This window comes from Flavobacterium ustbae (genome assembly GCF_003946915.1).
GTDB classification, from domain to species: Bacteria; Bacteroidota; Bacteroidia; order Flavobacteriales; family Flavobacteriaceae; genus Flavobacterium; species Flavobacterium ustbae.
In genome coordinates, this window is sequence record NZ_RPOC01000002.1 from 77,335 (window position 1) to 98,521 (window position 21,187).

The following is a 21,187-nucleotide window of genomic DNA, read 5'->3' on the forward strand; positions in this document are numbered from 1 at the left end:
CTATTTAAATTTAAGTCTATGATTAATCTTTTAATTACGGTTTTTCTAATAACTGAATCTCAAAAATGATATTCGCATTTGGCGGAATTACACCTCCTGCGCCAGTTTCTCCGTATGCTAAGTGAGAAGGAATAAATAAAACGGCTTTATCTCCAAAAGAAAGCTGCTCGATTCCTTCGATAAAACCAGGAATTAAACCGTCTTTTTTTCCTGCTGTAAACGGAATTGGCTGATATCCCTTAGCGGCTGATCGCTGTTCGTCAAATTTTCCAAATTGTTTTGCTACGTCTTCAATACTTGTATCAAATAATGTCCCGTCTTCTAAGAATCCAGCATAGTGAATATAAACTTGAGTTCCAATTGCAGGTTTTTTTCCAGATCCTTTTTCTGTAACTACAAATTCTAAACCACTATTGGTTTTAGTAGCTTTAGCTTTTTGTGCCGCATAAAAAGCTAATTTATCTTTTTGAACACCGGCATATTTAATTTGTTCTTTGGCGATGTCAGCAAAATAATCGTGGAATACTTTTACAGCATCAAATTTCTTAGCAGCTTCACCATTTCTAATGATTTTTACAGAAACAATATTGTCGCCTTGCACTACCTTGTTTACTACTTCTTGATCTTTTGCGTCTACAACATGACCAAAAATAGTATGTTTTCCGTCCAACCAAGGAGTTTCAACATGCGTAATGAAAAATTGGCTGCTATTGGTTCCAGGTCCGTTATTTGCCATAGCTAAAACTCCAGCTTTATCAAATTTTAAGTCTGAGAATTCATCTTTAAATTTATAGCCAGTATCTCCAGAACCCGTTCCTAATGGATCTCCAGTCTGAATCATAAAACTTTCGATAACTCTATGAAATTTTAAACCATCAAAAAAAGGTTTATTTTTTAGGTTTTGATGCATAACAAATTCATTTTTACCTTCGGCAAGTGTTACAAAGTTGGCAACTGTAATAGGCGCTTTTTTGTAATCAAGTTCTACAATGATATGACCTTTGTTAGTTTCGATATCGGCATATAAACCATCTGGCAGATTACTGTGATCGTTTTTACAAGAATAAAATGAGCTTACGGCTATTAGTAATAATAAAATACTCTTTTTCATTTTAAGATATTGTTTTATTGAGTTAATGTGTCTTTTTTAGCTGGTGCTGCAGGTTTTGCAACAGCAGGTTTTGGTGTAACGGTAGATTTTGGTGTAACAGCTTGTGATGGCTGCGCTGCAGGTTTTGCAGTTGGTGCAGCTGGATCTGGAACAAAATTTCTAAGCGTTACCGTTACGATTAAAGATTCGTTTGTTCCAATTTTTTTGTTATCTCCATGATAGCCGTATGCCATGTGCGATGGAAATAAAAAGGTAACGGTTTCATTCTTGTGCATTCTTTTAATTCCGTCACGAAGTCCCATCATAATGTCTTGTTTGTCGACATAATAGGTTTGCGGACCAAGATCAGATTCAGAGTAAATAACATTGCCTTTAATATCTTTTACTTCCATGTTAAAGTAGGCGATATCACCTTTTCTTGGAGCTAAAGTTTCGGCTGCATTTTTTTCTTCATAGTAGAACCAATAACCTTTTGGAGTGGCATAGTACTTTACTTTCGGATTGCTTTTTATTATTCTTTTGATGACATCTTCTTCATTTGCCACTAATTTCTTGTTTCGGTCAGCCGATTTCTTCATGAATGTTCCCGAAGCACTAGAGATTGGTCTTCTGGCTTCTTCAGGATGCTTACAGCTGATTGATAAAACAGCAAAAAGCAAAGTGTAAATGCTAAGTTTTAGGTAATTCATGATTTGGACTATAATTTTAGTTTTTTTACTAAATCTTCAAATTTATTCACTGTCTCTTCCATCGAAACTTCCGATCTTCCTCCAGCAGCATTACTATGTCCGCCGCCGTTAAAATGATCTCGAGCAAACTGATTTACATCAAATCCTCCTTGCGAACGGAAAGAAATTTTGATAATGCCTTCTTCTTTATTTTCGATAAAAATAGCAGTAAAAACAATATCTTTTATACTTAAACCATAATTAACAATTCCTTCGGTATCACCTTTAACGTAATTAAAAGAATCTAGCTCATCTTGTGTTAACGTCATATACGAAGTTTTATGATCTTCGAGGATCTTCATATTTTGCAAAGCGCGACCTAATAGCTGCAATCTGCTGAAAGAACTATTATCGAAAAGTAAAACAGGAATCTGCGTATTTTCTACTCCTAAATCAATTAATTCTGCTATGATTCTATGCGTATTTCCTGTTGTTCCTGGAAAACGAAACGAACCAGAATCAGTTAGAATTCCCGTGTAGATGCAAGTTGCAATGTCTTTATCGATATCTTCTTTTTTATTTAAGAAAGTGATAAAGTTGTAAACCATTTCACAAGTCGATCCGTATGAAGTGTCTGAATAAGTGTATGCTGCGTAATCATCAGGTTTTTGATGATGATCGATCATGATAAAAGTAGCATTCAGTTTTGCTAAAGCATTCTCCATCATTTCTCCTGTACGATGAAAAGCATTAAAATCAAGCGTAAAAATAATTTCAGCTTCTTCTAAAAGCTGCGTACAGATTTCAGTTTCTTTTTCGAATATTTTTACAGTTTCAGATCCTGGAAGCCAAGCTAAAAAATTAGGGAAATCATTCGGTGCAATTACTGTTGCCTGATGATTGTTTTTTATTAAAAAATGGTATAAACCCAGCGTAGATCCCATCGCGTCGCCATCTGGTCCTCTGTGTGGAATTATGACAATTTTCTTCGGGGTAGCGAGTAATGATTGAATCGCTTGAATATCTTGTATTTTCATAGTGTGCGAATTTACAGTTTTTAATGTAATGCTGAAAATATTTTTATCTCAGTCGTTAGTGGTCAGATTTTTTAAGTAATCAGTGTTCAGATTGTTTAGTGTTCAGTTCTATTATGGAATTTGGGTTTTGAATTGTTGTATGTAATTAGCATGCAGATGACACAGATTCGCTAAGCGAAAACACTGATTTACGCGGATTTTTTTTGTTTGAGTTCCGTAGGAACGAAACACATATATTAATTGGAATTTGGAATTTAAAAATATTGGAATTTGCTGCTGAAGCTTCGAAATAAAATATTGGAATTTAAAATTTGGATTTTTATTTTTTATAAATCCTGAAGTTCTTTTTTATAAAATTTCTGATATAACTTGTGCTTCGCACCTTTGACAATTTGAGATTTGTAAATTCCAACCGAACCAGAAGAAAAATACGCAATGATACAGGCAATTGCGATAAAGATTCCAGGAGCAATTCCGAATAATTCCATTCCCATAACGGTACAGGCAATAGGAGTGTGGGTCGCGCCAGAGAAAACGGCCACAAATCCGATTCCAGCTAAAAGAGCAATCGGCATTGGAATGACAGTAGACAAAGCGCTGCCTAAAGTCGCGCCAACAAAAAATAAAGGAGTCACTTCTCCACCTTTAAAACCAGCTCCTAAAGTAAATCCGGTAAATAATATTTTAAGCAGAAAATCGTACCACGGATTCGGATTTGAAAAGGAATCGACAATAACGGGAACGCCCAAACCAGCGAATTTAGTAAAACCTAAACCAGCAATGGCAATCGCTAAAACAACTCCGCCAATTACAGGACGAAGCGGAGGATATTTAATGTTTTTTGAAAAAAGCGAACCCCAAAAGTGAGTGCTACGCGAAAATAATAAAGCAGCAAATCCAGAAAGAAGACCTACAATAATGGTATAAAAAACGTTGTTTAAATTGAGTTCTGGAATTATTGGAATACTATAATGTGTGTGTTTTATTTTCCAAAATTCTACAGTAAAATAAGCGCAATATGCGACTAGAAAAGAAAGTACAATACTTTTAAAATTGATTTTACTGAAATACAAAACTTCCAAAGCGAAAATTGCACCAGCCAAAGGAGTTCCGAAAACAGAAGCAAAACCTGCGCTGATTCCGAGAATGATTAAAATTCTGCGTTGTGCATTATCCAATTTAAAAAGCTTTGTAAACTGATCTGCAATTGCACCTCCCATTTGTACCGCAGTTCCTTCACGGCCCGCCGATCCACCAAATAAATGAGTCAGCAAAGTACCTAAAAGAACTAAAGGCGCCATTTTAAACGGAATAACTTTTTTAGGATTTTCGTATTCTTCCAGTAAAAGATTGTTTCCTTTTACAACAGATTCTCCCCAATAATAATAACTCAAACCAACCAGAAATCCGCCGAAAGGCAAGAGCCAGACAATCCATTCATGCTGAATCCTAAATTGCGTAACCCAATCTAAAGAAATTAAGAAAAACGCAGAAGCCGAGCCAGAAAGAAATCCTATCAATGCACAAATAATAATCCATTTAGGAATATCGAGCAGCAATTGTTTTGGATTTAGGGAAGTCATTTAGGATTGCTAAAAATAGTTTGCCACGAATTTCACCAATTTTCACGAATTAATATGTTTTAATTTTAAAAATAAAAAAAAGAAATCTTTTAAAATTCTTTTAATCTGTGGCAAAAAAGAAAAAATTAGTGCAATTCGTGAAGTTCGTGGCAAAAAAAAAATTACTGAACAACAGCAGTAAATTCTATTTCAACCAAGTATTCTGGAGCAACCAGCTTACTAATTTCATAAAATCCTGTTGTTGGTTTTATATCTTTAAAAAAAGCAGAATGCGCTCTTGCCACTTCTTCAAAAGTAGAAACATCAGTAGTGAAAATTCTAGTTCTAATAACATCTTTCATCCCAACATTTAAATCTTCTAAAACTTTTTCAACTCGCTCCAAAATATTATAGGTTTGCGCATAAGCGTCATCAGCTTTTACTTTATCGCCGTCAACAATGGCTACAGTTCCAGAAACTTCAACGATGTTGCCAATTCGTACCGCTCGGCAATATCCCATTTTGTCTTCCCACGGAGATCCGGTTAAGATGTTTTCTCTTTTCATTTTTATAATTTTTGCGAATTTGTCTATATGGTTTTAAAAAGCAAATTCAGGTTAATTAAGATGCTGCAATTTAAGAATTATGCTGCTGAAAGGGATTAAAAAAAGCTTGAAATCAATTCAGAAATTCAAGCTTTTTTGTGATATTAATTTGTTATTCGGAATGTTTTTCTTCGTAAAGGCGAAGCTTATTCTGTACCGTATTTAAGTTTTGCTGTAAGACTTCAATTTTATTCAAAAGATTTGCAATGGCGTCGATTCCTTCGAGATTAATTTTGAGATCATAATGCATACGAATCATTTTTTCTATCGTTGGCAATTGTTCGGGTTCTAGAAATTCGTCATTTTCTTCTGCAATAATATGAATCAAACCAAAATTGTGAAGTTCGGTTATAAAAGTATTTTCAATTTCGTGGTACAAACAAAACTGTTTTATCTGGATTAAATTTCTGTTTTTCATGACTTTCTTAGTTTTGCTAATTCTTCAAATAACTCTTTTTCTTTGTCCGACAGATTCGTTGGAATTTTTATGGTGTACGCGATGTACAAATCGCCAAACTGATTTTCTTTTTTATAAACAGGAAATCCTTTTCCTTTCAATTTTACCTTAGTTCCAGGCTGAGTTTCTGCTGGGACTTTAATTTTTACTTTTCCATCAAAAGTATTGATGTAGGTTTCTCCGCCTAAAACAGCCGTGTATAAATCAATTGGAGCATCGGCATACAAATTATTTCCTTCACGCTTAAAATCGGAATTATTCGAGATATTAAAAGTAATATACAAATCGCCGTTTGGGCCGCCGTTTACACCAGGTCCGCCATGATTTGGAATTTTTATAATCTGTCCGTTTTCAACACCAGCTGGAATCGTAATTCGGATGTTTTTTCCGTTAACCGTTAAATTTTGTTTGTGCGTAGTATAAGCAGATTTAAGATCTAGTTCTAGTTCGGCATTAAAATCCTGACCTCTATATTTGGATTGTGATCTGCTTCTTCCGCTACCATACATCGAATTGAAGAATTCTGAAAAATCGCTTCCAGAAAAATCTCCACCAAAACCAGAGAAATCGCCTCCAGAATATTGCGAACCGCTTTGTCTGTTTTGTTGCTGATTCGGATCGTAACCGGCTTTTTCAAATTCGTCGGCATGTTTCCAGTCTTTTCCGTATTTGTCGTATTTTTTTCGGTTTTCCGGATTGCTTAAAACTTCGTTTGCCTCATTAATTTCTTTAAATTTTTTTTCGGCTTCTTTATCATTCGGGTTCAAATCGGGATGATATTTTCTAGCCAGTTTTCTATATGCTTTTTTGATATCTGCTTCAGTTGCAGATTTCGTTACATCTAGTACTTTGTAATAATCTATATAATCCATTTTGTATGATTTTATAAATGCGAATTAAAGCCTTGAAGTTAAGAAAAATCTGCTGATTTTCAAAATGTTGGAATAGAACGCAGATGAGACGGATTTGCTAATGCAAAACGCAGATAAAAACTGATTTTTTTTAGTTTAAATATAGGCGAATGCAAATTTGATTTTCAACACCAAATAGAATATTCAGTTTTGGATTTTGGAATTTAAAATTTGGAATTTAATTTTTCGCAGAAAACCATCTTTTGGCAGGTTTTTTGATTCCAAAAATTAGCTTAATTATATGTTATAAAACTCCTAAAGTTGTGAAGCCTAATTAAATTATACTATTTTTGTGAAGGAGGACTTTTGGTTAAATTAATTATAAAAGCCGATTTCGATAATACTTTTTTCAATGAAGCACATTTTATTTTTCATATTGTTTTTTACTGCAATGTCAGTGTCAGCCCAAGTCGAATTTAATTCTAAATTCAAGACTATTCCTGGGGGGAAGTTTACTGCAAAGCCTAAAAAGACTCCAATTCCTGACGTAAAAGATCCGCAGGCAAATAGTCTCGATATTCCAAGTATAAAAACTCCAAACGTTTTTGAAAACACAACGATAACTCCAAAATCAAAATTTCAGATTGGAGAGGAGAAAAGCACATTTACCATGTCTACCGAAACAGATTTTGCTAATCCAGGAGATCGATACGTAGCAAAAATGGAAAAAGATTTGGATAAATCTTTGAAAGATGCCGGATTGAGAGAAGGCCGTGGTGTTTTGGTAAAGAGAAATATTTCGCTAGGTGATTTTAAAACGAAATCTGAATTTTTTATAGTGAAGTTCCGAGACTTTGGCGCTATCGACGGTGATTTAGTAAAAGTATCGTCAAATGATGCTGTAATTCGCGATAGAATTTTATTAGATTCTAATTTTCAGCAAGTAAAAATTAATCTTGCCCAAGGTTTTAATAAATTAGATTTCGAAGCCTTAAATATAGGTACTTTAGGAGGAAATACCGCAGAAATACAAGTCTATGACGATAAAGGCAATCTCGTTACAAATGATTACTGGGATAATCTTGCCGCAGGTTTTAAGGCGTCTATTGTCGTAACGAAAGAGTGATTTTAAAAGCTACTAAGATGCTAAGCTTCTAAGGTTCTAAGTTTTTTCTTAGCAACTCAGTAGCTTAGCACCTTAGTACCTTAGTACCTTAGACTAAAATGGATCCGCAGTAACTTTAAACTTCATTTCTGCTTTTACCGTTACATCTTTAGTTAAAGTCTCTTTCAAAGTCACTTTAGTTCTTATTTTGTAGCTATCCGCTTTAATATATTCGTCCAATCTATTATCGGTGCAAATTAAATCGATTGTGTTGCTTGAGACATTAATATTGTCTTGATAAGCTAATTCAATTTCTTCTGAATTGGCTGTAGAAATATAAAGATGAATCGATTTTAAAAATGTAAAAGTCTTATCTAAAGGATCTATAATCGATAATTTCAGCGATCTGATTTTTACATCTTTTACTAAACTAGCTTTTGTTTTATTGTTTTCAAATTCAGCCGAAGAATTGGTTGTAACTTCTGGTGTAATAATCTCTGAGGGCAGATTGATTGGCGAAGTGCTTTGAATTTTAATCGAAGCATTATTCGAAATTGTAAAAGTCAATAATTCATCGACAGCATTACAAGAAGAAAAAAAGACTGAAAGAAAAGCTGTCAGGGCAATGAGTTTTGATTTCATGTTTGATTTTTAGTTACAAAGTTACAAAGTTACAAAGTTGCAAAGTGACAAAGTGAAAAATGAAAAATGAAAAATGAAACTTTGATTTTTAGGGTTAATTAAAATTGTTTTTCCTAATTACGAAGTTTTTTAGAAAATGGATTTCTTTAGAGTGACAAAGTTACAAAGGCTCAAAGTGACAAAGGTTAATGCCTTTTAATTTTACCTCTGAACCTTTGTTACTTTGTCACTTTGAACCTAAAATCGGAAGTATGAAAAAAAAAAATTTTTTTCATACTTCCGATTTTTACTTTTCGAATATAAAAAGTATTTTTGCGCATGCAACACAACGTACTTATTTTAGATTTCGGATCGCAATATACTCAGCTTATTGCGCGTAGAGTTCGCGAATTAAATATATTCTGCGAAATTTTTCCTTACAATCACATTCCAAGTGATTTATCAAGTTATAAAGCCGTAATTTTAGGAGGAAGCCCTTTCTCTGTTCGTGGAGAAGACGCGCCACATCCTGATTTATCGCAAATTAGAGGTAAAATGCCTTTACTTGCTGTTTGTTACGGAGCACAATATTTAGCACACTTTAGTGGTGGAGAAGTAGCTGCTTCAAACACAAGAGAATACGGTAGAGCAAATTTATCTTATATTAAAGAAGGCGAAACTTTCTTTGAAGGAGTTTCAGAAAATAGCCAGGTTTGGATGTCTCATAGTGACAGTATCAAAGCTTTACCAACAAATGCGGTGAAATTGGCAAGTACACATGATGTAGAATATGCAGCTTACAAAATTGAAGGCGAAACTACGTATGCAATCCAATATCATCCAGAAGTGTATCATTCAACTGACGGGAAAAAGATGTTGGAAAACTTCTTAGTGAAAATTGCTGAAGTTCCTCAAAACTTTACTCCAAATGCTTTCGTTGACGAAATGGTAGCAGAATTGAAAGAAAAACTAGGAAACGATAAAGTAGTTCTTGGTCTTTCTGGTGGAGTAGATTCTACTGTAGCAGCAGTTTTATTAAATAAAGCAATCGGACAAAATTTATATTGCATCTTCGTAAACAACGGACTTTTACGTAAAAACGAATTCCAAAATGTGTTAGATCAATACAAAGGAATGGGATTAAATGTAAAAGGTGTAGATGCTGGTGATCGTTTTCTTGGTGAATTAGCCGGAATCAGCGATCCTGAAACCAAACGTAAAACAATCGGGCGTGTATTTATCGAAGTTTTTGATGATGAATCGCACCTTTTGGAAGACGTAAAATGGTTGGCGCAAGGAACAATTTACCCAGACGTAATTGAGTCTGTTTCGGTAAAAGGACCTTCTGCTACAATCAAATCGCACCACAACGTTGGTGGATTGCCAGATTATATGAAATTGAAAATTGTAGAACCGCTAAGAATGCTTTTCAAAGACGAAGTAAGAAGAGTTGGAGCTACATTAGGAATAGACCCAGAATTATTAGGAAGACACCCTTTCCCAGGACCAGGATTATCAATTAGAATTTTAGGAGATATTACTCCAGAGAAAGTTCAAATTTTACAAGACGTTGATTCTGTTTTCATCGAAGGATTAAAATCTTGGGGATTATACGATAAAGTTTGGCAGGCGGGCGCAATTTTGCTTCCTGTAAACTCTGTTGGTGTAATGGGTGATGAGCGTACTTACGAAAAAGTAGTAGCGCTTAGAGCGGTAGAATCTACAGACGGTATGACGGCTGACTGGGTTCACTTACCTTACGATTTCTTGATGAAAGTGTCAAACGACATTATTAATAAAGTAAAAGGTGTGAATCGTGTTGTTTACGATATTAGTTCAAAACCACCTGCAACAATTGAGTGGGAATAAAAATACTGCTTTATAATTATATAAAAATGCTCACTTTGGTGGGCATTTTTTTGTTTACAAACAAATGACAGTTTTAATTTTTGAATGCAAAACTTTTTAGTGTCCTAAGTTGTAACAAACCTATGGAGAATAGTAGTATTTTTTTAAAATTAAGTTACATTTGTAAAGCCCTAATTTTTATAACCTACTATTTATGAGAGAGTTTTTAACGATTTCTCTTGTGTTTATTCTGTCTTTTAACAAAATAATTGCACAAGATTCAATTATTGAATATCAAATTCAAAAAGGAGAAACCGCTTATTTTATTGCCCAAAAGTATAAGGTTTCCATTGATGAGATTTACAAACTTAATCCAGAATCTCAAAAAGGCATTAAGGAAAATCAAATTCTAAAGATTCCCGTTCATACTGAAATAGTTGCGAGTCAAAACACACAATTGAAACATGTTGTTCAACCAAAAGAAACACTCTTCGGACTTTCGAAGCAGTACCATATTTCGGTAGAAGCCATTCAAGATGCAAATCAGGAAATTCTTGCTGGCGGACTTCAAATAGGCCAAGAGTTGATTATTCCTCAGAATTCAGATAAAAATACAAAAACAGAAATTTCGAGTTCTTCAAAAGTTACACATCAAGTTGTGGCAAAAGAATCTTTATTCAGCATTGCGAGACAATACAATGTTTCGGTTCAGGATTTAGAAAATTTAAATAAAGAAATTTTAATTAACGGATTACAGGTTGGTCAGACGATTTCGATTCCGAACAAAAGAAAAACTTTAGACGGAAGAGTTCGTGTAATTAATCAGGAAACGGTTTTTCATGTGGTTGAACCTAAAGAAACTAAATTTTCGATTGCCAAGAAATACGGAATTTCAATTGACCAATTAGAATCGCAAAATCCTGAAATCGTAAACGGATTAATTGTTGGAAACAAATTGGCTATTAACACTGCAGCAATTAAACCCGCAAATGAAAGCGAAGAACTGATGTTGGCTCTAGCCGAAAAACAAGTTGTAGTTGAAAAAACAAAAGCTAAAACGGTAGAAATTGAAGATTTGAAAGATCGTTTGGTGGTTCAGAAAGAAATGAATCAAAAAATTATAAAAATTAATGATCTGAAAGTGAATCTGAACGATATGAATGGTTCTAAAGAAAATTCGGTTGAAAAACTGCGTTTGGTTTTAGAAGCGAATAAAAATGTTCAAGACGTTTTAATGGCAAAATTAGATTCGCTTGTAGCTGCAATGAATAATGATTTGAAGGAATTAAAACGAATGGATATTTTGAATGTAGAAGAATCTAAAAGACTTGAAAAACAATCTTCTGAAGGAATCAATAAAACCAATGAATTATCATCTCAGCTAAAAAAAGAATTGGCCGAAAACAGAAAAGTGTATACTGGTTTGATGAATAAAGTCGAAAAAATTGCTGTTGAGGAAAATCAAGAATATAAGAGGAAAATCCGCGAAAGCGAAAAAAATAACAACACCGCTTCTTTACAGCAGCGTTTGTCTTTAGAAGAAATTAAAAGATATAAAATTGAGCAGGAAGAAGGCGACAAACAGAATCAGCTTTTAATTGCTAAAATCGATTCTTTGGATACTCAGAAGAAAATTGAAGTAAAAAGACATATTAGCAAAGCTTCTTATTATAGCATGGAAGCGCGAAAATTTGATGATAAACTGGCTTTGGTTAAACTGAAAAAATATCAGGATGAAGCGATCAAAAAACAGAAAAAGAATAATTCGGGAGAAAATTCAAAAACTATTTCTTTGGAAGAAATGAAACAAGAATTGAAATACAATCCGTTAAGGACTGATAAAACCGTAAAAGTGGAAGTTTATGATAATCTTAAAGAAGTTTCAAACGGGTATTACTTAGTTTTAGGTATATTTACAGGCGCGGTTGACCGAGATAGGTTTATTATGAAACTCATTGATTCTGGCGAATTTAACGCTAGCTTCTTTTTCAACATCAACAGCCTTTCGTATTATGTTTACGCCGATAAGTTCGAAAACATGGAAGAAGTGCTTTACAAATGCAAGAAAAAAGAAGAAGATGAGTTATATAAAGAAATCATTATTGCTAAAGTAGAAATCGATCTGAGGTAAATTTTACAGCAATAAAACAAACGGCGCGAATTTTGCTTTTAGTGAAATTGTAACTTATTTTAGAATTAGAAATTAAATTGTTTTAAGCCTTATTATGAAATATTATTTAACAGTATTGTCTCTCGTATTTTTTATAACTTCAACCGCATTTTCGCAAGAAAAAGTGGTGAAATACAAAGTATCGAGCGGTGAGACGATTAATCAGATTGCACAAAAATTTAAGGTAACGCCTTATGATATTTACCAGCTCAATCCAGACGCAAGAACTGGATTGGTGCCGAATTCTGTTTTATTGATTCCGACGAAATCAGGTGAAGCAAAAAAAGATGTTTCTGAAACTAAAACGGCTTCAGGGAAAGAAATTATTCATGAAGTGCAACCAAAAGAAACGTTTTATAGCATTACGCACAAATACGGAATTTCAGAGGAAGCTTTAAAAGCGGCAAATCCTACTTTGGAGAAAACAGGCGTTCAAATTGGACAAAAACTGGTTATTCCGGCAAAAGGATCTGCTCCAAAAGCAACCGCAAAACCTGCTAAAGAAAAAGGTGCTGAAAAATATGTTTACCATGATGTTCAGGCAAAAGAAACCAAATTTGGAATTGCAAAACAGTACAATATGACGGTTGACGAATTGGAAAAACGCAATCCCGAAATTGTTTCGAATTTGCCTGTCGGATACCGTTTAACAATTAAAGGAACGGCTCCAAAAACGGCGAGTGCTCCAGTAGAAACTGCAAAACCTACTGAAAATAAAAAACCTGCGGAAACTTCTAAAAAAGCAGTTTCTTATATGGATTACCAAGTGAAACCAAAAGAGACTTTTTATAGTTTAGGAAGAACGTTTCATTTGTCTCAGGAAGAATTAACAGCTTTGAATCCTTCACTTTCTGAAGGAGTAAAGGAAGGAATGGTTATTAAGGTTCCAACAGGATATTTAGCTCCGGCTCCAATTGTTGTTGCAGATAAACCAATTGGAACTACTAATGACAAACCTGTCGTAAGTTCTGGTGGCGGTATTAAAATTGTAGACAGAGTAGAATCTGAAGAAAATAATGCTGAAGTGGTGGCTCTGACTAAGAAGAAAACAAACGAACGCAAAAAAGTAGTTTTGTTGCTTCCTTTTAATTTAGCAAAAGTTCAAAGCGATACTGCGGGAACGGCAAACAGAATTAAAAATGATAAGTTCTTAAACATGACTTTAGATTTTTATTCTGGAGCCATGATGGCGATTGATTCAGCCAAGACATTAAAACTGCCAATTGATGTTTCTATTTATGATTCACAGGAAACTAAAACTACTTCAAATGTGGTAGGTTTACTTTCTAAACTTCAAGATGCAGATGCTGTAATTGGACCATTTTATCAGAATAATGCAGAAACAACAGCAAATATGCTTCTTTCTAATGACGTTCCGGTAATTTCACCGTTATCAAAAGACAGCGCGAATCCGATTAACAATTTGTATCAAACAGTACCTTCAAGTGACGTTATCAGAAATGCAGTTTTTGATTTTATGCGTTCTAAAAACGGAAATATTGTAGCGGTAGTAGATAAGAAAAAAGAGTCGGTTATCAATTACATCAAACAAAACCAAAGAGGAGTTGCTTTTGCTACTTTGACAGAAACGGGAGGTTTGGATGCTGCTAATTTAAAAAGTCTGTTGATGCCAAATCGTATGAATTATGTTGTGATGGAAACAGGCAATACAGCCATGGTTAAAGCTACAATAAAAGCGTTGTTGGATTCTCAGAAAACATGTCAGGTTCAATTGGTAATTTTAGAGCCAAACAGTACTTTGGATACAGATGAAATCAGCTTTGAGAATTTGGTGAAATTGAAATTGATGTATCCTTCTGTAACTCGCGAAAGTGACGAACAGCCAGTTTTGATTTATGAAAAACAGTACAGTCTTAAAAATAAAGCAAATCCAACAACGTATGCGACCAGAGGTTTTGACGTTACGTTTGATACGATGATGCGTTTGGTGCAAGGAAAAACATTTCAGGAAACAGCCGATTTAATGACCACTCAGCAAGTAGATAATAAATTTCAATATTATAGAAAAGAAGATGGCGGACACGCTAATAAAGGAGTGTACATTTTATATTACGATAGCGATTTAACTTTAAAAGTAGCAAATTAATGACATCAAAAGTAACCTATTTAGGAGATTTAAGAACAAGTTCAATTCACGTGCAGTCAGGAAGCGAAATCATTTCTGATGCGCCATTGGATAATAACGGAAAAGGAGAAGCATTTTCTCCAACAGATACAGTTGCCAATGCTTTAGCAAGCTGCATGATGACAATTATGGGAATTAAAGCTCGTGATATGGAAGTGGATTTTATTGGTTCTACTGCAGAAGTAACCAAAATTATGAACGCAGAACCAAGAAGAATTGGAGCAATCGAAATTGTATTTGAGATGCAAGGTGTTGCCGACGAAAAAAGCAGAACTATCTTAGAGCGCGCTGCAATGACATGTCCAGTATTCTTAAGCTTAAGCAATGAAATAGAGAAGAAAATTTCTTTTAACTGGAAATAAGCTTTTAAAATTATATATTATGTAAAAACCATCAGGAAACTGATGGTTTTTTTATGGAATTATTTTTTTTAATCTTGAAATATTTTTGCAGAAATAGGATTTTGTTTCAAAAAAATTGCAAAAAAAAGATATATTTTTCGCATTCGAATTTTAATATTGCCTATATTTGCAAAAAAAACGCAAAACACTGCTTCGAAATTGCAGTTTTGATTGATAGTATAAAATACAATAAGAAGTCAGTTTAAACAAAAGTAATTGTATCGATATGATTTTTGACCATAAAAGAAAAAGTAAGTATCTTTATGTGTTTGATAGTGTTTTAGTTATGTGATTTTTAGGAGATGGCTTTGATTAATAGTTTTTAAAGTTATATGCCAGAAATGTTAAAAATTGAAATTTCAACAAAATAAAAATTAAGATATCATGTTAAAAAGTAAAATCGACAAAGCAACAGGTTTCGAAAAACGCTTCGAAAACATCAATACAGTTGTTTTTGAAAACTCAACTGATGCTTCAAAAGAAGTAGCACAAGAAATTGCGACTTTAATTAGAGAAAAGCAAAAAGAAGGAAAACCTTGTATTCTTGGTTTGGCAACTGGTTCTTCTCCAAAAGGATTGTATTCTGAATTAGTGCGTTTGCACAAAGAAGATGGTTTGAGTTTCAAAAATGTAATCAGTTTTAATTTGGATGAATACTATCCAATGGAGCCGAATTCAATCAACAGTTATGTTCGTTTCATGAAAGAACTTTTGTTTGATCACGTCGATATCTTGCCTGAAAACGCTCACGTGCCAGACGGACTTTTGACAAAAGAGCAAATTGCAGATTACTGCCACGAATATGAAGCTAAAATTGAAGCTTTAGGCGGAATTGATCTTCAGATTCTTGGAATTGGAGGTAACGGACATATTGGTTTTAACGAATCTGGTTCGCTTCAAAACTCTAAAACACGTTTGGTGGCTTTAGATCATATTACAAGAGTTGCGGCAAGTAAAGATTTTTATGGTTTGAATAATACGCCAAGAACTGCAATTACGCTTGGAGTAAAGAAAATCATGGAAGCAAAAAGAGTAATCTTATTGGCTTGGGGTGAAGGAAAAGCAAATATCGTGAAAAGATCTGTTGAAGATGAAGTTACAAACAGAGTTCCCGCTTCATTTTTGCAAGAGCACGATAATGCCGTTTTTATTTTAGATAAAGAAGCATCTTCAAAATTAACAAGAGTTAATAAACCTTGGTTAGTTGAAAAAATCGTTTGGACTGATAAATTAACTCGTAAAGCGGTTTTAGGATTGGCATTAGATCTTAAAAAACCAATTTTAATGCTTACAGATGCCGATTATATTGAAAATGGTATGAGCGATTTGTTAGCAGATTCTGGTCCAGCTTACGACACTAATATTAAAATTTTCAATAAATTACAAAATACAATTACAGGTTGGCCAGGCGGAAAACCAAATGCAGACGATTCAAACCGTCCGGAAAGAGCAGAGCCAGCTAAAAAACGTGTGTTGATTTTCTCTCCACACCCAGATGACGATATTATCAGTATGGGAGGGACTTTTATGCGTTTGCAAGAGCAAGGGCATGAAGTGCATGTTGCGTACCAAACTTCTGGAAATATTGCTGTTGCAGATGATGAAGCATTACGTTTTGCAAGATTCGTGATTGATTACAACGAAAAATTCGGAATCAAAAGCCCAGAAGCAGACGATATTTACAAAAAAGCAGAAGCTTTCTTAGAGAATAAAAAGAATAGTGAAATTGATATTCCTGAAGTACGTTATATTAAAGGTTTAATTAGAAAAGGCGAGGCGAGAGCTACGAGTTATTTTGTTGGTCTTCCAGACGAGCAGATTCACTTTATGGAATTGCCTTTCTATGAAACAGGGACAATCGAGAAAAAACCAATCGGGCCAGAAGATATTCAATTGACGGTTGATTTAATTGAGAAAATTAAGCCACACCAGATTTACGCAGCTGGAGATTTAGCAGATCCACACGGAACACACAAAGTTTGTTTGGATGCTATTTTTGAAGCAGTAAAAGTTTTAAAACCAAAAGAATTCATGAACGACTGTTGGTTATGGTTGTACCGTGGAGCTTGGCAAGAATGGGGAATTGACGAAGTTGAAATGGCAGTTCCGATGAGTCCAGATCAAGTTTTAGCAAAACGTCACGGAATTTTTAAACACCAGTCTCAAAAAGACGGAGTTGTTTTCCAAGGAACTGACGCACGTGAATTCTGGCAAAGAGCTGAAGACAGAAACCGCGAAACAGCAGAATTGTATCATCAATTAGGTTTAGCAACTTATGCGGCGATGGAGGCTTTCGTGAGATGGCACTACTAAGTTGCTAAGGTTCTGAGATGCTAAGGTGCTAAGTTTTTATTCGTCGCGAATTCACGAATTAGTTTAAATGAAATTCGTGAATTCGTGGCGAAAATCATTTAAATCCTTTTAATCTGTGGCAAAAAATAATAGCTTTGCAAAGAGAAGCAAGAAGAAGAATCTATGTTCTTTTCTCTTGCTTCTTTTTTCTTTATAAAATGGAACAAGACAAAAAGCAACTCATAAAATTAGCGCACACCAAAATGCCTTTCGGTAAATATGAAGGAAGATATTTAATTGACTTGCCTGAATATTACGTGGTTTGGTACCATAATAAAGGGTTTCCAAAAGGAGAATTAGGACAGCAATTACAATTGGTTTATGAATTAAAGTTGAATGGTTTGGAAGAATTGATAAGAAATATTAAGAAGCAATATCCGAAACCATAAAAGAAATTAGATAATGAAAAAATTAGAAAATTAGATAATCTTTAGAGAGATAAACGCAAAATATCGATTTAAGATGAATTTAATTTATGGTTTTTTAATTATCACTTGTCTATTTCTTAAATTTCTTAATTGACACATTTTCTAATTTTCTAATTAGCAAATTGTCTAATTAAATTTGTACTTTTGCCAAGTTTTTTACACAACTACTTACAAACAAACAACAGAATGAATCAAACAAAATATATTTTTGTTACAGGAGGTGTGACCTCTTCATTAGGAAAAGGGATTATCGCGGCATCTTTGGCAAAATTGTTACAAGGAAGAGGATACCGTACTACTATTCAGAAATTTGATCCGTATATTAACGTTGATCCGGGGACACTAAACCCTTATGAGCACGGAGAATGCTACGTGACAGATGATGGAGCTGAAACTGACTTAGACTTAGGGCACTACGAGCGTTTCTTAAACGTTCCTACTTCTCAGGCTAATAACGTTACTACAGGAAGAGTTTATCTTTCGGTTATTGAAAAAGAAAGAAGAGGAGAATTTTTAGGAAAAACGGTTCAGGTTGTTCCTCATATCACAAACGAAATCAAAGACAGAATGCAATTGCTAGGTAAATCTGGCGATTATGATATTGTTATCACTGAAATTGGTGGAACTGTAGGTGATATCGAATCTTTACCTTATATAGAATCTGTTCGTCAGTTGGTTTGGGAGTTAGGAGAAAATAACGGAATCGTAATTCATTTAACTTTAGTTCCTTACTTGGCTGCAGCAGGTGAATTAAAAACAAAACCAACACAGCACTCTGTTAAAACTTTAATGGAGAGCGGTATTAAAGCCGATATTTTAGTTTGTAGAACTGAGCACGAATTGTCTCAGGAATTACGTCAAAAATTAGCTTTATTCTGTAATGTGAAAAAAGAAGCAGTTATTCAGTCAATTGATGCTTCTACTATATATGAAGTTCCAAATTTAATGCTTGAAGAAGGATTAGATGTTGTGGCTTTAAAGAAATTAGATTTACCTAAAAAAGCATCTCCAGATCTTAAAAACTGGAATACTTTCTTAAAAAGATTAAAAAGTCCAAAACAAACGGTTAACATTGGTTTAGTTGGTAAATATGTAGAAATGCAAGATTGTTACAAATCTATTTTAGAGGCGTTCATTCATGCAGGTGCAGCAAACGAAACTAAAGTAAACGTAATTTCTATTCATTCAGAGCATATTAATGCTGACAATGTGGAAGAGAAATTAGGAACTCTTGATGGAGTTTTAGTTGCTCCAGGTTTTGGCGAAAGAGGTATTGAAGGAAAAATCGAAGCAGTTCGTTTCGTTCGTGAAAACAATATTCCTTTCTTCGGAATTTGTTTAGGAATGCAAATGTCTGTTATCGAATATTCGAGAAATATTTTAGGTTATGCTGACGCGAATTCAACAGAGATGAACGATAAAACGCCTCATCCGGTTGTGAATTTAATGGAAGAGCAGAAAAATGTAACCGATAAAGGAGGAACAATGCGTTTGGGTGCTTGGAAATGTGATATTAAACCAAACACTTTAGCGTACAAAATTTACGGAGAAAAAACTATTTCGGAGCGTCACCGCCACCGTTACGAGTACAATAATAAATATGCAGATGAATTGCAAAAAGCTGGTTTAAAAGCTTCTGGAGTTAATCCAGATACAGGTTTAGTAGAAATCGTAGAGCTTGAAAACCACCCATTCTTCATTGGTGTACAATACCACCCAGAATACAAAAGTACAGTTGCTAATCCGCACCCGATTTTTGTGAACTTTGTGGCTGCTGCAGTTAATGCGCATAAAAAATAATAATTATATTCTAAGAGGTGTAACATTTAAATTAAACGAATAACTAATAGCCTCAAACGAATAACTTTTTTTAAAAATAATGGAAGAAAAAAAATTAGACTTTAATTCGATCATCGGTTTTGTATTGATATTCGGAATTTTGATTTGGATTATGTATCAAAATCAGCCTTCTGAAAAAGAAATCGCTGCAGAAAAAGCCAAGAAAGAATTAGTTGCTAAACAAGAAGCACAAGCAAAAGCAGATAAAGCTAAAACTGCGTCATTACCAGCTGTGGCTGTAACTCCTGGAGATACAGTTCAATTGGCTCAATTGCAAAAAACTTTAGGAGGATTTGCTTATTCTGCAACACTTCCTTCTGCAAAAGAAGCTTTTACTACAATCGAAAACGAAAAGTTAAGATTGAAAATCGCTAATAAAGGTGGTTATATTGTTGAAGCAACTCTAAAAGAATTCGAAAGATTAAAAAAAGGTTCTGGACAATTAGTTGAGTTAATTAAAAATAACAACTCAAACTTAAATTTACAGCTTCTTACGACAGATAATAGAACACTAAATTCTAAAGATTTGTATTTCGAGCCGACATTAGAAAAAATTGGTGCAGACCAAGTTTTATCTATGCGTTTGAAAGCTGGAGCTAATGAATTTTTAGAATATAAATATATTTTAAAACCAAACGATTATTTAGTTGGTTTTGATATTCGTTCTCAAGGTTTGAACAGAGTTTTAAACTCTGCAAAACCAGTTGATTTGCAATGGGATTTAAAAACATACAGAAACGAAAAAAGCGTTTCTTATGAAAACCGTTATGCTGAAATTAACTATGAATACGGTGATGAAAAATACAGCTACGTAAATAACCGTGGTCAAGGAAAAGAAGAAACTCCTGAAAAAGTAAGTTATGTAGCTTTCAAACAGCATTTCTTTACTACAATTCTATCTACAGAAAAACCATTTGAAACTTCAAAATTACAATCTGACGACTTAGTTAAAGATGAAAAAATCGATACTGTTTTTACAAAACAATTTAGAGCAAATTTACCTTTAGCATTTTCGAATGGAGAGATCGATTACAAAATGAATTTGTATATGGGTCCTGCAGATTACAAAACATTAAAAGCTTACGATAAAAACTTCGAAAAAATTATTCCGTTAGGTTGGGGAATTTTTGGATGGATTAACAAATTCATTTTTGTTCCGTTATTTGGATTCTTGAGTACAACAATGGGACTTTCGTTAGGAATTGCTATTATCATTTTTACAATTATCATCAAATTGGCTATGTCGCCAATTACGTATAAATCATTCCTGTCTCAGGCTAAAATGAAAGTTTTAAGACCTGATATTAATGAATTGGGAGAAAAGTATAAAAAAGACCCAATGAAAAAACAACAGGAAACAATGAAACTGTACAACAAAGCAGGCGTAAACCCAATGGCAGGATGTATCCCGGCATTGATTCAGCTTCCTTTTATGTACGCGTCGTTTCAGTTTTTCCCTGCAGCATTTGAGTTGAGACAAAAAAGTTTCCTTTGGGCAGACGATTTATCATCTTTTGACTCAGTTATAAAATTACCATTTAACATTCCAATGTACGGAGATCACATCAGTTTGTTCCCAATTTTGGCAGCGATTGCGATTTTCTTCTACATGAAAATGACTTCTGGAGATCAGCAAATGGCTGCTCCTCAGCAAGAAGGTATGCCAGATATGGCAAAAATGATGAAAATCATGATTTATGTTTCGCCATTAATGATGTTAATTTTCTTCAATAGCTATGGTGCGGGATTGAGTTTGTATAACTTTATTTCAAACTTAATTACAATCGGAATTATGTTTGTTATCAAGAATTATATTGTTGATAGCGAGAAAATTCATGCTCAGATTCAAGAAAACAAATTGAAAGAGCCTAAGAAACCAAGTAAGTTTCAGCAGCGTCTTCAAGAAGTAATGGAACAGCAAGAAGCAGCAAAAGCTCAGAATAAGAAAAAGAAATAATTTTTCAATAAATAAATAAAAAAACCGTC

The 21,187-nt window shown here is 34.0% G+C and carries 17 protein-coding genes; 9 read left to right on the forward strand and 8 right to left on the reverse strand.

The window, feature by feature from the left end:
- Window positions 1–34 precede the first annotated feature (34 nt).
- The 7 genes from EG814_RS04230 to EG814_RS04260 form a co-directional block, all read right to left on the reverse strand.
- On the reverse strand, window positions 35–1,111 hold the full coding sequence (locus tag EG814_RS04230; RefSeq protein ID WP_125719254.1) for a peptidylprolyl isomerase: 1,077 nt from the start codon (window positions 1,109–1,111) through the stop codon (window positions 35–37).
- A gap of 14 nt (window positions 1,112–1,125) precedes the next feature.
- Window positions 1,126–1,800, reverse strand: a complete 675-nt coding sequence (gldI, locus tag EG814_RS04235) for a gliding motility-associated peptidyl-prolyl isomerase GldI (protein WP_125719256.1) — start codon at window positions 1,798–1,800, stop codon at window positions 1,126–1,128.
- Window positions 1,801–1,808: 8 nt separating this feature from the next.
- Window positions 1,809–2,816, reverse strand: a complete 1,008-nt coding sequence (locus EG814_RS04240; RefSeq protein WP_125719258.1) for a DHH family phosphoesterase — start codon at window positions 2,814–2,816, stop codon at window positions 1,809–1,811.
- 326 nt (window positions 2,817–3,142) lie between these two features.
- On the reverse strand, window positions 3,143–4,399 hold the full coding sequence (locus tag EG814_RS04245) for a voltage-gated chloride channel family protein (RefSeq protein WP_125719260.1): 1,257 nt from the start codon (window positions 4,397–4,399) through the stop codon (window positions 3,143–3,145).
- A 161-nt stretch (window positions 4,400–4,560) separates the two neighbouring features.
- A complete protein-coding gene (locus EG814_RS04250; protein WP_125719262.1) occupies window positions 4,561–4,944 on the reverse strand; it encodes a RidA family protein in 384 nt (127 codons plus the stop codon).
- A gap of 151 nt (window positions 4,945–5,095) precedes the next feature.
- Window positions 5,096–5,401, reverse strand: a complete 306-nt coding sequence (locus EG814_RS04255) for a chaperone modulator CbpM (protein WP_125719264.1) — start codon at window positions 5,399–5,401, stop codon at window positions 5,096–5,098.
- Complete coding sequence (locus EG814_RS04260; protein WP_125719266.1) at window positions 5,398–6,312, reverse strand: DnaJ C-terminal domain-containing protein; 915 nt, start codon at window positions 6,310–6,312, stop codon at window positions 5,398–5,400. Before EG814_RS04260 ends, EG814_RS04255 begins: the two co-directional genes overlap by 4 nt.
- Window positions 6,313–6,742: 430 nt before the next feature.
- Here EG814_RS04260 and EG814_RS04265 point away from each other — a divergent pair, with 430 nt between their 5' ends.
- On the forward strand, window positions 6,743–7,417 hold the full coding sequence (locus EG814_RS04265; RefSeq protein WP_235830905.1) for a hypothetical protein: 675 nt from the start codon (window positions 6,743–6,745) through the stop codon (window positions 7,415–7,417).
- Window positions 7,418–7,510: 93 nt separating this feature from the next.
- On the opposite strand, the gene EG814_RS04270 is transcribed toward EG814_RS04265, so the two are convergent.
- A complete protein-coding gene (locus tag EG814_RS04270) occupies window positions 7,511–8,038 on the reverse strand; it encodes a hypothetical protein (protein ID WP_125719270.1) in 528 nt (175 codons plus the stop codon).
- A 318-nt stretch (window positions 8,039–8,356) separates the two neighbouring features.
- Here EG814_RS04270 and guaA point away from each other — a divergent pair, with 318 nt between their 5' ends.
- The 8 genes from guaA (at window position 8,357) to yidC (ending at window position 21,158) form a co-directional block, all read left to right on the forward strand.
- On the forward strand, window positions 8,357–9,886 hold the full coding sequence (gene guaA / locus EG814_RS04275) for a glutamine-hydrolyzing GMP synthase (RefSeq protein ID WP_012024443.1): 1,530 nt from the start codon (window positions 8,357–8,359) through the stop codon (window positions 9,884–9,886).
- Window positions 9,887–10,079: 193 nt separating this feature from the next.
- A complete protein-coding gene (locus tag EG814_RS04280; RefSeq protein ID WP_125719272.1) occupies window positions 10,080–11,996 on the forward strand; it encodes a LysM peptidoglycan-binding domain-containing protein in 1,917 nt (638 codons plus the stop codon).
- 94 nt (window positions 11,997–12,090) lie between these two features.
- Window positions 12,091–14,142: a LysM peptidoglycan-binding domain-containing protein gene (locus EG814_RS04285; RefSeq protein WP_125719274.1), complete on the forward strand. Its 2,052-nt coding sequence runs from the start codon at window positions 12,091–12,093 to the stop codon at window positions 14,140–14,142.
- Window positions 14,142–14,543, forward strand: a complete 402-nt coding sequence (locus EG814_RS04290) for an OsmC family protein (RefSeq protein WP_125719276.1) — start codon at window positions 14,142–14,144, stop codon at window positions 14,541–14,543. The genes EG814_RS04285 and EG814_RS04290 overlap by 1 nt, the downstream gene beginning before the upstream one ends.
- 423 nt (window positions 14,544–14,966) lie before the next feature.
- Entirely contained in the window at window positions 14,967–16,895 is a 1,929-nt protein-coding gene (nagB, locus tag EG814_RS04295) for a glucosamine-6-phosphate deaminase (RefSeq protein WP_125719278.1), read from the forward strand.
- 197 nt (window positions 16,896–17,092) lie between these two features.
- On the forward strand, window positions 17,093–17,323 hold the full coding sequence (locus tag EG814_RS04300; protein WP_125719280.1) for a DUF3820 family protein: 231 nt from the start codon (window positions 17,093–17,095) through the stop codon (window positions 17,321–17,323).
- Window positions 17,324–17,548: 225 nt separating this feature from the next.
- Window positions 17,549–19,162, forward strand: coding sequence for a CTP synthase (locus tag EG814_RS04305; RefSeq protein WP_125719282.1), 1,614 nt, complete (start codon window positions 17,549–17,551; stop codon window positions 19,160–19,162).
- Between the two features lie 79 nt (window positions 19,163–19,241).
- On the forward strand, window positions 19,242–21,158 hold the full coding sequence (gene yidC, locus EG814_RS04310) for a membrane protein insertase YidC (RefSeq protein ID WP_125719284.1): 1,917 nt from the start codon (window positions 19,242–19,244) through the stop codon (window positions 21,156–21,158).
- Window positions 21,159–21,187: the final 29 nt, after the last annotated feature.